Below are 14,214 nucleotides of genomic sequence, written 5' to 3'. Positions count from 1 at the left end.
AAATTATAGCGTTATTTTTTGGCCTTCTGAAGACCGCTTGCTAAAAAATTCAAAATTTCTGAGGCCGCGCACATGCCAAAGGTCGCGGTCACGCTGACCACCGATCCGTAGCCGTGGCAGTTGAGCGAACCGTCGCCTTCGATGGCGCAAGAGGCGTCGGGCGGCGCAACGGCTTCTCGACTGAACACGCCTTGAATGCCGATGCGCTTGTCGCCGCGAGCGGCACCGTACTGCTTGCGCAAGCGGTAACGCAATTGCGCCAGCAAGGGGTCGTGCGTGATCTTTGACAAGTCATCAATGTCGACCTTGTGCGCCAATCGTTTGCCACCCGCGGCACCCACCGTGATGAATCCCACTGCGTTCATCAACGCCCAATGAGCCATAGCAACTTTGGCCTTAACCTGATCACACGCGTCGATCACCGCATCGGGCAAGCAAGGCAAGACACTGGGCCAATTTTCAGGCGTGACAAATTCATCGATCGCATCCACCTGACATTCCGGATGTATCAGGGCGATGCGCTCGCACATGGCATCGACCTTGGCCTGACCTGTGGTGCTGGTCAGGGCATGGATCTGGCGGTTGATATTGGATTCGGCGATGTGGTCCATGTCGACCAAGGTGAGCCGGGCCACGCCACTGCGGGCCAAGGCCTCAGCGGCCCACGAACCCACACCACCAATGCCCACCACCACGACATGCGCCCGACGAATCTGGCGTGCACCCTGCACGCCGTACAGACGTTGCAAGCCGCCAAAACGGCGTTCGTCGCTCGATTCTTGCAGCAGCAAATCACTCATCCCAAAGCCTCTGCACGTCGCAATTGCCACTGCAAAGCCACAACGGCCCCCAGCACGATGCCGAATACAGCAATGAAACTGCCCAGACTGAGGGTGGACAAACCCGACAAGCCTTGGCCTACAGTGCACCCCATCGCCATGACGCCACCGATGCCCATCAGTGTGCCGCCGAGCAAATGCAAAGCCAGATCAGGGGTCTGGGTAAAACCCTCCCAGCGAAAGGTGCCCTGCGATTGGGCACTGCCAAGCGCCCCGACCAGCAAGCCCAGCACCGTGACCATGCCCAGTGTCAGCCGTTTGCTGCCATCACTGAAGTACATGAACGCATCCCACCAATGCGCCACAGGCGCCGTCAAGCTCATGGATTCCATGCGGCCACTGGCTGTGGCCAGAAAAATGGGCTCCAGTGTTTCGGGGTGCTCGGGCACAAAGCCCAACACGCCACTGACCCACCAAACTGCCACGACAGCGGCGCCGACACCCACACCCGAAAAAGCCACAGACCGGGGCATGAACTGACGGTCTCTGAAAATCAAGACCAGCAACAAACCGGACAAGACACACGCCGAGATCAGCCATGCCAAGGGCAGAGTCAAACCCGTTGCACTGGCCAGCCATTGCCCCATAAAAGGGCCCGGTCCCGTGCCCAGCGTGACTTGATCGATTGAATGAACTCGCCACACGGCGGTTAGCCCGCGCAAAGTGGCCAAGCCCGAAATACCCATGGCCATCAGGACCACCAACGATTTCAGGTTGCCGCCCCCCAAACGGATTAGAGATTTGCTGGGACAGCCCGAGCCCAGCACCATGCCAACGCCAAACAGCGTCCCACCAAAGAGCAAGGAGAGCCAGGTCAGCTGACTGTTGGCATAAATCGTGTTGAGCGGGCTGATCCAGCCGCGCCAGGCCATGAGGCCAAAGCCCAATATAGCCACCGCCACCGCCAATGCCCACTGCTTGGAGCGGGTGCGGTCGCCCATGATGACCCAATCACTGACGGCCCCCATGGTGCAAAAATGGCTGCGATGAAACAACACCCCAGCCAAGGCTGCCAACAAGAAAGTCAGGCCCAGAACCGCGAAGGTCTGAAGCTGAATCTGATCGAGCGTCATCACCCGAAAGCCCTGGAGGTCAACGCAAGCGCGCCAAGCGATCGCGTGCCGTTGCTGCGGTCTCGGATGCTGGGTAGGTCTTGACCAATTCTTCCATCGTTTTGCGGGCCGCTTTGAGGTCCTTCAATTCGATCTGAATGTTGGAGACGGCCAACATGGCTTCGGGCGCACGCGGGTGTGTGGGTGAAGACTTCAGCATTTGCTGAAAATTCACCATCGACTCTTTGTAGTCCTTGTTGGCATATTGCGCATTGCCCAGCCAGAACAGCGCCGAAGGTGCATAACCCCCTTTGCTGTAGCGATGAAAAAACGAGTTCAAAGCCGCTTGTGCAGCCACAAAATCACCTTTACGGAAGGTGTCCATGGCCGCCTCGTAGTCGCGCTTTTCAGCGGGCTCGGCCATGAATTCGACACCGTCAACCGAGACCTTCAACGGCTCGAAACGGCGCAAACGTTCGTCCACACCGTTCACCATGTCTTTTTGGCGCAATTGCACTTCCGACACATCGCGGGCCAGTTGCTCTTGAGCGCCACGACCTTGAGACAGCTCGGTCTTGAGGCTTTCGATCTGACCCTGAAAATCAAGCAATGATCGGCGCAACCGGGCGTTCTCTTCACTCAGGCCTTTGATGGCCGCGTTCGATTGCTCGACGCGTTGGCGCAAATCCAGAATGGCCTTGCGGGCCTCATCGTCTTCAAAAAGCGCCGCGTGCGCTGTGCCCAGCAAACCGGACATCACACAGACCAGCGCCCATCGGGACCATGCCCAGCTTGAAACCACGCGCGTGCTCATGGCGATCAATACCGGATTTCGACGCGGCGGTTTTTAGCCAAGTCAGCTTCGGCAGAGCCTTGAGCAGCCGGTTTTTCTTTGCCATAGCTGACCGCTTCCAGTTGGCTGTCGGACACACCCAGCAAACTCAGAGCCTGACGCACAGACTCGGCGCGCTTTTGGCCCAGTGCCAAGTTGTATTCACGGCCACCGCGCTCGTCGGTGTGACCTTCCAAGTTGGCTTTGCGTTGTTTGTTGGCCTGCAAGAAACGGGCATGGTTTTCGATCACAGGACGGGCTTCAGCGCGAACCACGAAGCTGTCGTAATCAAAATAGACCACGTGCGCCACGCCCACAGGGCCAATGCCCGAAACCGACTTGTCAACCACCACGCCGCTCACACCCGTTTGTGCGCCGTTTTGGTCGTTGCCAATGCCTTGCGTGGACACGCCAGAGGATGTGGCCGACTTGTCTTCAACCGGCACATCGTCCAGTTTCACGCCCGATGCACAACCCGCCAACAGCGCCACAAACAACAAACTGGCCAAAAATTTATTCGTCATGAATTACCTCGTCAAATTAAAAAGTGAATGTTCAAAAATTCATTTGCGCACCGGGCCCCAGTGGGGTTCCCGGATATCGCCGCCTTGCCCGGCCAAGCGAGCTTTGATGCGCCCATCCAATGTGGTGGTCATCAAGGAATCGCGACCTTGGAAAATCGTGGCATAGACCAGCAAGCGGCTGTTCGGTGCAAAACTGGGTCGCTCGTCCGCCGAAGTGTCGGTCAGGGCGGTGACTTGACCCGAAGCCAGATCCATCAAGTGCAAACGAAATGCACCGCCAATGCGAGAGATATAGGCCAACCAACGCCCATCTGGACTGACCGCAGGCGAAATATTGTAGGTGCCCGTGAAAGTCATGCGCTCGGCTGGCCCACCCTGAGCAGGCATGCGGTAAATCTGGGGACTGCCGCCCCGATCACTGACGAAGAACAAAGCGCTGCCATCCGGTGAAAATGCGGGCTCGGTGTTGATGCCGCCGGATGACGACAAGCGGCGCGGTTCGCCGCCGTTCAGGTCAATCCGGAAAAGCTGGGATCCGCCATCGCGGCTGAGTGTCGCGGCCAGGGATTTTCCGTCAGCGCTCCAAGCTGGCGCACTGTTAGAGCCTTTGAAATTGGCCACTGCCCGCCGTTGGCCAGTGGCCAGTTCGTGTACGTACACAACGGGCTTGCGCAGTTCAAATGAAACGTAGGCTAACTGGGTGCCACTGGGCGACCAGGATGGTGAAATGATGGGCTCTGGGCTGGTCAAAGCCGACTTGGGGTTTTCGCCGTCGGAGTCTGCAATCCACAAAGAATAGCGCTCGCCCACCTTGGTCACATAGCTGATGCGTGAGGCGAAAGCGCCCGGAGTGCCCGTGAGCTGCTGGTAAACCCAATCGGCCATGCGGTGCGCGGACAAACGCAAATCGCCCGCAGAGACGGTGTCTTTGAAATCGCTTTTTTCCTGGCCCTTGACCACATCCCACAAGCGGGCGCGGACATCAAAACGACCATCGGCCAATCGGGTCACAGAGCCGGCAACCAAGGCCTCGGCGGACAACTGGCGCCAAGGCGACCAATCGGGCCGGCTGGTTTCGTCCAGCAGGGCAGAACCCGCAGCCAAGCCCTTGAATTGACCACTGCGCTCCAGATCGGCCTGAACAATGCTGGCCAACTTTTGCGGGGCAGCCGCCTCGCCTTTGAAGGGTGCAATCACAACGGGCAACTGGGTCATGCCCACACCGCTGACTTCCACACGGAATTGCGCCCAAGCTGGCACAGCCATCGCACTCAAAACTAGCAGCTTTAGCAAGCAGGACAACAGGCCAATGCGCAAAAAAACAGGCTTCATGTGGGTAGGCTGGTCAGTGAAATCGCGAAACCCATGATCGTACACCTTAGAAACCCATTTTTGGCCCTTGGGCCCGCAGCCCTACTTACAATCTAGGCCATGAGCCTGCCCTCCACCCCTCCCACTTCTCAGTCCAGTATTCGGCAACGCTTGCGACGACTGGCGCCTTATTTTGGGAATCAGCGCGGGATTTGGGCCATAGCCGTTTTGGCGACCTTGATCGCCGCATTGACTGAGCCAATGATTCCGGCCTTGTTTCAGCCTTTGCTGGACAAAGGGTTTTCTGAGAACAAACTGCCTTTGTGGGCCATCCCGGCGGCTGTGGTCGGCTTGTTCACGGTCCGAGGCATGGCGAACTTCGTCGCTCAATACGCCCTTTCCAGGTTGACCAATGACGGTATGGAAAAGCTCCGTTCGCAGTTGTTCGCACAACTCATGAAGGCGGATCTGTCCCTCTTTTCAAAGCAATCAGCCAGCGCCCTGTCGAACACCCTTGTTTATGAGGTCCAAAATGGCTCTTCACAATTGGTGTCCGCGGTGATCGCATTGGCGCGTGACGGGTTCACGCTGATCGCCCTGCTGGGTTACTTGATGTGGCTCAACTGGAAGCTCACCCTGGTGGTGTTTACGGTGGCACCAGGCTTGAGCTGGATCATGAAAGCGCTGTCTCGGCGACTGTACAAATTGACCAAAGAAAGCCAAAACGCCACCGACAACCTGGCCTATGTGGTTGAAGAAAACGTCCTGGCCCACCGTGTTGTGCGACTGCAAGGCGGCCAAGCCCACCAAATTGCGCGTTTTTCCCAACTGGCCCAGGTGCTACGTCGTCTGGCCCTGAAGACCACCGTGGCCTCTGCAGCCATGACACCATTGACCCAAATCATGGCGGCTTTGTCACTGTCCATGGTGCTGGTGTTGGCGCTGTACCAAAGTCAAAACGGCGCATCAGGCGCAACCGTGGGCGGCTTTGTGGCGTTCATCACCGCCATGCTGATGCTGGTCGCCCCCATCAAGCGCTTGGCTGAGATTTCCAGCCCCATCACCCGGGGACTGGCAGCCCTCGAAAGAGGCCTGACGTTGATTCATGAGGCCAAGGAAGAAACGCAAGGTGCTTACACCAGCACCCGAGCCCAGGGTGCCGTGTCTTGGCAGGATGTGCATTTGAAGTTCACCGCTGAGGGGCAACCGGCGCTGTCAGGGGTCAATCTCGAGGTCAGCCCTGGAGAAACCGTGGCCCTCGTGGGCGCATCAGGGGCCGGCAAAACCACCTTGATCCAATTGCTGCCCAGGTTCGTGCAAGCCAGCTCTGGCCAGGTGTGCATCGATGGCGTCCCCATTCAGGATTGGGCGCTGGACAGTTTGCGGCGGCAAATCGCCATGGTCAGCCAGGATGTAGTCATGCTCAACGACACAGTGGCCGCCAACGTCTGCCTGGGTCATGCCGCAAACAGAGATCGGATTCAGGCCAGCCTAGAAGCGGCCAACCTGTGGAGCCATGTGTCGCAAATGCCCCAAGGCATGGACACGCTGTTGGGCCACAACGCCAGCCAGCTGTCTGGTGGTCAGCGCCAGCGACTGGCCATTGCCAGGGCGCTCTACAAAGATGCGCCGATTTTGATTCTCGACGAAGCCACCTCAGCGCTGGACAACGAGTCTGAACGGCTGGTTCAGGATGCCTTGCAAAAACTCATGCAAGGTCGGACCACGTTGATCGTGGCGCACCGCCTGTCCACCATAGAACATGCAGACCGTGTGGTGGTCATGGAGCAGGGCCGGATTGTGGAACAAGGTGCCCCAGCCCACTTGCTGGCATCGGGTGGCGCTTATGCGCGATTGCACCACCGTGGCGAATGGGCCAACGAGGCCACTTGACGGTCCCGCTCAGCAGGGCTCAGAGCAAGACTACATCGTATTGTTCAGGCCCCATGGCGGGCTCAACTTGCAGCGAAATCGGCTTGGCGATGAAGTCTGACAAGCCCGCCAGGTGCTGGCTTTCTTCGTCCAACAACAAATCGATCACCGCCGAGGTGGCCAAAATGCGGAACTCACGGGGGTTGAACTGACGCGCTTCGCGCAGAATTTCTCTCAAGATGTCGTACACCACCGAGCGCGGCGTCTTGACGATGCCCTTGCCCTGGCAACTGGGGCAAGGCTCGCACAGCATGTGAGCCAATGACTCGCGGGTGCGTTTGCGGGTCATTTCAAGCAAGCCCAACGATGAAAAACCACCCGCCATGGTTTTGACACGGTCCCGTGCCAACTGCTTGCGAAACTCGGCCAACACGGCATCTTGGTGATCCGCGCGGGACATGTCGATGAAGTCAGCAATCACAATGCCGCCCAGGTTGCGCAGACGCAACTGGCGGGCGATGGCCTGAGCCGCCTCCAGATTGGTCTTGAAGATGGTGTCTTCAAAATTACGCACCCCGACATAACCACCCGTATTCACATCCACCGTGGTCAGCGCTTCGGTCTGGTCAATGATCAGGTAGCCACCGGATTTGAGGTCCACCCGACGGCCCAGTGCCTTGGCGATTTCCTCGTCAATCGCGTAAAGGTCGAAAATCGGCCGCTCACCTTTGTAGAGTTGCAGGCGCTCCGCCGCTTTGGGCATGAACTCAAGACCAAACGACTGCAGTTTGGCAAACTGCTCTTGTGAATCGATGCGGATGCTTTGCGTGACCTCGCCCACCAGATCGCGCAACACACGCTGCAACAGCGTGAGGTCTTGGTGCAGCAAGGACGCGGGCGGCAAACGCATCGAGGCTTCCTTGATGCGGGTCCAGGTTTTGCGCAAATAAGCGATGTCGTCTTGCAATTCTTCGTCGCTCGAATCTTCCGCATTGGTGCGCAAAATGAAGCCGCCACCCGCTGGGCCTACCAGCGACAAAAGTCTTTTGCGCAGCGCATCCCGTTGGTCAGAAGGAATTTTTTGCGATACGCCAATGTGGTCGTCTTGGGGCAAAAACACCAGGTGCCGTCCCGCAATGCTGATTTGCGTAGACAAACGAGCGCCCTTGGTTCCCATCGGGTCCTTGATGACCTGCACCAAGATCGCTCGGCCTTCAAACACCTGTTTTTCAATGGGCACCAGCGGCTGGCCCCTGTGCGTGCAGCAGCGGCCTCGCCTTCGGCATGTTTTTGCCACACATCGGCCACATGCAAAAAGGCAGCCTTGTCCAGACCGATGTCGATGAAAGCCGACTGCATGCCAGGCAAGACCCGGGCCACTTTGCCCAAGTACACATTGCCCACCAGACCGCGCTCCAGCGTGCGTTCGACGTGCAGCTCTTGCACGGCACCAAATTCGACCACCGCGACCCGGGTTTCCTGGGGCGACCAATTGACCAAAATATCTTGTTGCATGGATGGAATCAGGTTGAAAAATGGGGGCGGCTCACAGCATGTCAACACACAAGGGCACGGGGCACGGACCTCGAAAGCGTCCCGTCAACAGCTCAGCAGCGAACGCCTAAGGTGCGCAGCAAACGGGCCGTCTCGAAAAGCGGCAGGCCCATGATGCCTGAATAACTGCCCCGAATCTGTTCAATGTGAGCAGCTGCCCTGCCTTGCACACCGTAAGCTCCGGCCTTGCCCATGGGCTCGCCGGTGGCCACATAGGCCTTGATCTGTGTGAGGGTCATCGGCGCAAAACGCACCCAGGAAGCCGACACGGCAGACTCGCGCCGACTGCCTTTTTGTACCGCCACCGCCGTCAACACCCGGTGGGTTTGGCCCGCGAGTAATTGAAGGATGCGCAGGGCATCGGCTTCGTTTGTCGGCTTGCCCAAAATGTCACGACCCAGACACACCGTGGTGTCAGCGCACAGCACAGGTGCTGCGGGCAGGCCTTGACGCTGAAGGCGCTGCACGGCGGCGTCCAGCTTCAAGCCCGTCACTCGGGCCACATAACGCGCTGGGGCCTCGGCTCCGCGCACGTCTTCCAACGATTCGGCGTCTTCCTCCGGCCCGGCCAACAGCAAAGTGTGAGCCACACCGATTTGGTCCAGTAACTGGCTGCGCCGTGGGCTTTGGGAAGCAAGGTAAATGAAATCGCTCATTCGCGGTGGTAGGGGTGGTTGGCGTTGATCGACCAGGCGCGGTAGAGCTGCTCGATCAGCAGCACGCGGGCCATGGCGTGAGGCAAGGTCATGTCGGACAGGCGGATGCGCTCATGAGCGGCTTGCCTGAACTCAGGCTCCAGTCCATCCGGCCCGCCAATCACCAAGGCCACATCGTCGCCACCCAACTGCCAGCTGGTCAGGCGCGTCGCCAAGGCCTGCGTGGTGAGGTTGGTGCCACGTTCATCCAACACCACAATGCGGGTGCCACGGGGAATGGCTGCTTCGATGCGCTGGCGTTCTGCGGCATACAGCGTGGGCAGGGTTTTAGAGCCACGGGGCTCGGTTTTCACGGCCTTGAGCTCGACCTTGAGCTCAGGCGGAAAACGTTTGGCGTAGTCGTCCCAGGCAGTTTGCGCCCAGTCGGGCACACGCAGGCCGACCGCAACGATCAGCAACTTCATGCAGGATCAATCGGCTTTACGGCGGGTCGTGGCTTGCACGGCCTTGCGAGCGGGTGCTTTTTTGGCCGCCGGCTTGGCGGCCGCTTTGGCAGCGGGCTTGACCGTTGGCTTGCCCACTGTTTTCAAGGTGGGCTTGCTGGTGGTGCTGGGCTTGACCGTTGACTTGCTGGCGGGCTTGGCAGCGGTTTTGGCTGCCGTTTTAGCGGGGGCCTTTGTCGCTGTTTTGACCGCGGTCTTCGAGGGTGCTTTTGCCGCTGCTTTTGGGGCTGCTTTTGGGGCTGCTTTTGGGGCCACTTTGGCTGGCGTTTTCGCAGCCGGCTTGGCTGGCGCCTTCAAAGCGGGCTTGGCCTTTGCCGCAGGCTTGGCGCTGGCGGTTTTTGTGGCCGAGGCTTTGGTGGCTTTTTTGGCCACGGAGTTCTTGATGTGGCCTTTGACCTCAGCGGTCGCCACAGGCTTGGGTGCACCGAACTTCAAGCGGACGGGCGTACCGCCCCAGATTTCTTCGAGGTTGTAGTAAGTGCGGATGGTGGGCTGCATGACATGCACCACGGCTTGGCCGCAATCCACGATGATCCATTCGCCGTTGTCTTCGCCTTCCATGCGGGGCTTGCCAAAACCAGCGTTGCGCACTTTGTCGCGCACGCTGGCGGCCAAGGCTTTGGTCTGGCGGTTCGAAGTGCCGGATGCAATGATGACCCGCTCAAACAAGGAGGACAGGTGCTCGGTGTCAAACACCTGGATTTCTTGGGCCTTGACGTCCTCCAAGGCGTCCACAATGGCCCGCTGGAGTTTTTGAATGTCTTTTTTGGCGGCGTTTTCGGTCATCAATGGGGCCTGTAAAGGTGGTGTTCGTGAATATAGCGCTCAACAGCGGGGGGCACCAGGCTTGTAATGGCCTGCTCTTTGGCTAGCAGCTCACGGATGTCCGTGGCACTGTGAGGCATCAGCGGCATCTCCAGAGTCCGAATGCGCGCTTGCAGCTTGTCAGAAAGAGGCGGAGTTGTCTGTAGCGCACCCAACTCTTCGTTCCAGGCACGCACAGCCATATCACGCCCTGCGGCGCAGATTATAGCGATGCGCCCGATTTCTTCGATCTGGTGCCACGATGGCAAGGAGCGGCGCTGGTCATCACCCAACAACAAATACAACTGTGCCTGTGGAAACTCGGCCTGCAATTCGCGCAGTGTGTCCACGGTGTAGCTGGGGCCCGAGCGCCGGATTTCCCGATCGTCCACCACCACCTGTGGCAGGTGCTGAAAGGCCAATCGGGTCATGGCCAGTCGGTGATGGGCTTCACTCAAAGCACGTGTTTTGTGCCATGCCTGCCCGGTGGGCAAGACACGCACTTGGTCAAGTTGAAGGGCTGCCACAGCAGCCTCTACCAAAGCCACGTGTGCCAGGTGCGGTGGATCAAATGCCCCACCAAAAACACCCAGCCTGTTGACTGGCGGCAGACTCAAACCCAATCCTTGGGCACCAGAAAATGGCTCAGCAAACGTGCTTCTGGTGAACCAGGCTCATCCTGGCGCTGGTAAGACCAGCGCACCTCGGGCGGCATAGACAACAAGATCGACTCGGTGCGGCCGCCAGACTGCAAACCGAAATGCGTGCCCCGGTCCCAGACCAAATTGAACTCCACATAGCGGCCCCTGCGGTACAGCTGGAAGTCTCGCTCACGTTCACCGTAAGGCGTGTCTTTGCGTCGCTGCACGATGGGCATGTAGGCGCTCAGCAAGGCGTCGCCCACGCTTCGCAGCATGGCAAAGCTCTGGTCCATGCCCAGCTCGGCAAAATCGTCAAAGAAAATGCCGCCAACACCGCGCTGCTCGCGGCGGTGCTTGTTGCAAAAGTAATCGTCGCACCAGGTCTTAAACCGGGGGTGTAAGCCATCGCCAAACGGCCTCAGCGCATCTTTGCAGGTTTGGTGAAAATGCACCGCATCTTCGTCAAAACCATAGTAAGGCGTCAGGTCCATGCCGCCGCCAAACCAGGCCACGGGGGCTTGGCCTTCGGGCTTGGCCGCGATCATGCGCACGTTCATGTGCACCGTGGGCACATAGGGGTTGCGGGGGTGAAACACCAGCGACACACCCATGGCCTCAAAGGCCGAACCCGCCAACTCAGGGCGGTGCTGCGTGGCCGAAGGCGGCAGCTGCGGCCCGCTCACATGAGAAAAGCCACAACCGGCACGCTCAAACACAGGGCCACCTTCCAGAATCCGGGTAATGCCGTTGCCCTGTAGCTTTTCACCGGGCTCTTTTTGCCAGGCGTCCACCAAAAACGGGGTGCCATCGATGTCGGTCAAGGCCCCGGTGATGCGGGACTGCAGGCCAACAAGATAGTTTTTGACCGAATCGAGTTCAAACGATGTGCTCATGGGGTTTACCAACGCAAAAAATCAGGAAGGATGTGAGGCCGAGGAGACCTTCACCGTTTTGGGACTCGCCTGCGGACTCCAGGGTGTGATCGGCCCCATCTGCTTGGCATGAAAACCTTGGACCCCGGCAAACACCTGGGCCATGTGCGCGTAATCCTGCTCGACTTGCCCCGTCAGGTCATAAAAATCCACCACACTGAAACAACGTTGGCCCCAGTCGAGTTTGACCAAGGCCAAAGGCACTTGGGCCCCTGCTGCCACTTGGTAAAAACCGCTGCGCCAGCCGGGCGTGAGGCTGCGTGTGCCCTCAGGGGCCAGACCCAGCCAGAGCAACTGGTCATTTTGCTTGTGTTGTTCGAACTGATGGACCATCTGGCCTACCACGCCACGCGAAGAGCTTCGGTCAATCGGAATGCCTCCGACCCAGCGCATCCAACGCCCGATCAAGGGAAACTTGAACAACGAATCTTTACCCCAGAAATGCGCCGGAATGCCCAATGCCCATTTGGCCAACATGCCGATCGGAAAATCCCAATTGCTGGTGTGCGGGTAGACGATGGCCACGCCTTGGCGCGTGGGAAACCCCTCAAACTCCAGACGCCAGCCCAGAATTTTCAAAATCCAGCGGGCCAAGCGGGAGCCCCGGAAAGTCACAGGATGGGTTGGCGGTGCGCTCATATTGGGTATCCGTGTTCAGTTCTTGATAGCGCGATAACCAATGTCCTTGCGCATCTGCATACCGTCAAAGGCAATGGGCGTGGCGGTGAGATACGCCTTTTGTTGCGCCTGTCGCACGGAATCGGCCAAGGCAGTGACGCACAGGACACGCCCACCCGAGGTCTGGATCTGGCCGTCCTTTTCAATCGTGCCCGCGTGAAACACCATGGCATCGCCCTCGTCTTTGGGCAAACCGCTGATAACGTCACCTTTACGCGGGTTCATGGGGTATCCAGCTGCGGCCATCACCACGCCCAAGGCGACCCGGCGATCCCATTCCATTTCGAAATCCTCAAGGCCTTCTGATGTGGCCGCCAACAAAACTTCAAAAAAGTCTGATTTCAGACGCATCAAGATGGGTTGGGTTTCCGGGTCACCCATGCGGCAGTTGAATTCGAGGGTTTTGACGCGTCCTTGGGGGTCGATCATCAAACCCGCGTACAAAAAGCCGGTGTAATTGATGCCGTCCTTTGCCATACCCCGAATGGTGGGCAAAATGACTTCGCGCATGGCCCGCGCATGCACTTCGGCCGTGACCACAGGTGCGGGCGAATACGCGCCCATGCCACCTGTGTTGGGGCCTTGGTCGCCGTCCTGCAGGCGTTTGTGGTCCTGGCTGGTGGCCAATGCGGCCACATTTTTGCCATCGCACAGCACCATGAAGCTGGCTTCCTCGCCTTGCAAAAACTCCTCGATCACCACACGGGCACCCCCTGCGTTGTGGGCGACTCCCAAAGTGTTGTCGAGCAGCATGAAGTCGATGGCTTCGTGGGCTTCGGCCAGGGTCATGGCCACGACCACGCCTTTGCCAGCAGCCAGCCCATCGGCTTTGACCACAATCGGCGCACCTTTGCGGTCCACGTAGGCATGTGCCAGTGCCGCATCGGTGAAGGTTTCAAACTCGGCCGTGGGAATGCCATGCCGTTGCATGAAGGCCTTGGAAAATGCCTTGGAGCTTTCGAGCTGGGCTGCCGCCTGGGTGGGGCCAAAAATGCGCAGGCCATGCGCACGAAAATCGTCCACGATGCCTGCGGCCAACGGGGCCTCAGGGCCGACCAAGGTCAAGCCAATGTCGTTGTCAATCGCCCACTGGCGCAATTGCGCCAAGTCGGTGACCGGGACATTGATCAGGTTGGGGTCTTTAGCCGTGCCGCCGTTGCCGGGGGCCACATACACCTGTTGAATTCGTGGCGATTGCGCCAGTTTCCACGCCATGGCGTGTTCACGGCCACCATTGCCGACTACCAATACTTTCATCAAACTTCCTTAATCTTCAAATTCGGCGTTGTGGAAAACGTTTTGCACATAGTCCAAGTCTTCCAGCACATCCAGCAATTTTTGCATTTTGACCGCATCGTCACCCCCAAGGGCAATGCTGTTCTCTGCACGCATGGTGACTTCGGCCATTTCAGCGACCAGCCCTGCGGTCTCCAGCGCATTTTTGACAGATTCAAAATCAGTCGGGGATGTCAGGACTTCGATGGCCCCCTCCTCGTCCGTGATCACGTCCTCTGCACCCGCTTCAAGGGCCACTTCCATGACCCTGTCTTCGCTCGTGCCCGGCGCAAAAATCAGTTGGCCGCAATGCTTGAACTGAAACGCCACAGACCCTTCGGTGCCCAAGTTGCCGCCATGCTTGCTCAAGGCGTGGCGCACTTCGGCCACGGTGCGCACCCGGTTGTCGGTCATGGTGTCCAAAATAATGGCCGCGCCCCCAATGCCATAGCCTTCGTAGCGGATTTCCTCATAGCTCACACCCTCGAGGTTACCCGTGGCTTTGTCCACGTTGCGCTTGATGGTGTCAGCGGGCATATTGGCCGCTTTGGCTTTCTCAATGGCCAGGCGCAAGCGCGGATTGGCGCTGACATCGCCGCCTCCGGTGCGGGCTGCCACCATGATTTCACGAACCACCCGGGTCCAGATGCGCTGACGTTTTTCGTCTTGCCGCCCCTTGCGGTGCTGAATATTTGCCCATTTACTGTGGCCAGCCATCGGGAATTCCTTGAATGTTGATTT

At 58.6% G+C, this 14,214-nt stretch carries 14 protein-coding genes and 1 pseudogene; 1 reads left to right on the top strand and 14 read right to left on the bottom strand.

The annotated features are described in order from the left end of the window. Positions 1-11 precede the first annotated feature (11 nt). Genes BN3544_RS03370 through tolB form a run of 5 tightly spaced genes read right to left on the bottom strand, consistent with a single transcriptional unit; the run spans position 12 to position 4,579 of the window. Positions 12-800: a tRNA threonylcarbamoyladenosine dehydratase gene (locus BN3544_RS03370; RefSeq protein WP_019428766.1), complete on the bottom strand. Its 789-nt coding sequence runs from the start codon at positions 798-800 to the stop codon at positions 12-14. Beyond that, positions 797-1,912, bottom strand: a complete 1,116-nt coding sequence (locus BN3544_RS03365; RefSeq protein WP_019428765.1) for a YeeE/YedE family protein — start codon at positions 1,910-1,912, stop codon at positions 797-799. Before BN3544_RS03365 ends, BN3544_RS03370 begins: the two co-directional genes overlap by 4 nt. A 19-nt stretch (positions 1,913-1,931) precedes the next feature. Continuing rightward, positions 1,932-2,705: a tol-pal system protein YbgF gene (gene ybgF, locus BN3544_RS03360; protein ID WP_019428764.1), complete on the bottom strand. Its 774-nt coding sequence runs from the start codon at positions 2,703-2,705 to the stop codon at positions 1,932-1,934. 5 nt (positions 2,706-2,710) lie between these two features. Next, complete coding sequence (pal, locus tag BN3544_RS03355; protein WP_019428763.1) at positions 2,711-3,247, bottom strand: peptidoglycan-associated lipoprotein Pal; 537 nt, start codon at positions 3,245-3,247, stop codon at positions 2,711-2,713. Between the two features lie 39 nt (positions 3,248-3,286). Beyond that, complete coding sequence (gene tolB / locus BN3544_RS03350) at positions 3,287-4,579, bottom strand: Tol-Pal system beta propeller repeat protein TolB (protein ID WP_019428762.1); 1,293 nt, start codon at positions 4,577-4,579, stop codon at positions 3,287-3,289. Between the two features lie 99 nt (positions 4,580-4,678). Between tolB and msbA the strand changes: the two genes are divergently transcribed. Next, a complete protein-coding gene (gene msbA / locus BN3544_RS03345) occupies positions 4,679-6,451 on the top strand; it encodes a lipid A export permease/ATP-binding protein MsbA (RefSeq protein WP_026036440.1) in 1,773 nt (590 codons plus the stop codon). A 19-nt stretch (positions 6,452-6,470) separates the two neighbouring features. Here msbA and rng read toward each other — a convergent pair. From rng to BN3544_RS03300, 9 genes and pseudogenes are all read right to left on the bottom strand, one after another. Then, a pseudogene (gene rng, locus BN3544_RS03340) lies at positions 6,471-7,945 on the bottom strand (ribonuclease G). 92 nt (positions 7,946-8,037) lie between these two features. Further along, entirely contained in the window at positions 8,038-8,640 is a 603-nt protein-coding gene (locus tag BN3544_RS03335; RefSeq protein WP_019428760.1) for a Maf family protein, read from the bottom strand. Next, a complete protein-coding gene (gene rlmH / locus BN3544_RS03330) occupies positions 8,637-9,104 on the bottom strand; it encodes a 23S rRNA (pseudouridine(1915)-N(3))-methyltransferase RlmH (protein ID WP_019428759.1) in 468 nt (155 codons plus the stop codon). The genes BN3544_RS03335 and rlmH overlap by 4 nt, the downstream gene beginning before the upstream one ends. A gap of 6 nt (positions 9,105-9,110) precedes the next feature. Beyond that, positions 9,111-9,929: a ribosome silencing factor gene (gene rsfS / locus BN3544_RS03325; protein ID WP_019428758.1), complete on the bottom strand. Its 819-nt coding sequence runs from the start codon at positions 9,927-9,929 to the stop codon at positions 9,111-9,113. Continuing rightward, positions 9,929-10,570 carry a nicotinate (nicotinamide) nucleotide adenylyltransferase gene (gene nadD / locus BN3544_RS03320; RefSeq protein WP_019428757.1) on the bottom strand — a complete coding sequence of 214 codons (642 nt, stop codon included), beginning with the start codon at positions 10,568-10,570 and terminating at the stop codon, positions 9,929-9,931. Before nadD ends, rsfS begins: the two co-directional genes overlap by 1 nt. After that, positions 10,561-11,481: an oxygen-dependent coproporphyrinogen oxidase gene (hemF, locus tag BN3544_RS03315; protein ID WP_019428756.1), complete on the bottom strand. Its 921-nt coding sequence runs from the start codon at positions 11,479-11,481 to the stop codon at positions 10,561-10,563. The genes nadD and hemF overlap by 10 nt, the downstream gene beginning before the upstream one ends. 21 nt (positions 11,482-11,502) lie before the next feature. Next, on the bottom strand, positions 11,503-12,159 hold the full coding sequence (locus BN3544_RS03310; protein ID WP_050999061.1) for a 1-acyl-sn-glycerol-3-phosphate acyltransferase: 657 nt from the start codon (positions 12,157-12,159) through the stop codon (positions 11,503-11,505). A gap of 15 nt (positions 12,160-12,174) precedes the next feature. Then, positions 12,175-13,455, bottom strand: a complete 1,281-nt coding sequence (purD, locus tag BN3544_RS03305) for a phosphoribosylamine--glycine ligase (protein ID WP_019428754.1) — start codon at positions 13,453-13,455, stop codon at positions 12,175-12,177. Positions 13,456-13,464: 9 nt separating this feature from the next. Next, on the bottom strand, positions 13,465-14,190 hold the full coding sequence (locus BN3544_RS03300; RefSeq protein WP_019428753.1) for a YebC/PmpR family DNA-binding transcriptional regulator: 726 nt from the start codon (positions 14,188-14,190) through the stop codon (positions 13,465-13,467). Between the last annotated feature and the right edge of the window lie 24 nt (positions 14,191-14,214).

This window comes from Limnohabitans sp. Rim47, from assembly GCF_001517545.1.
GTDB lineage: Bacteria > Pseudomonadota > Gammaproteobacteria > Burkholderiales > Burkholderiaceae_C > Limnohabitans_A.
Note: the sequence above shows the minus strand (reverse complement) of the source record. Positions and strands in the feature narration are given on the sequence as shown.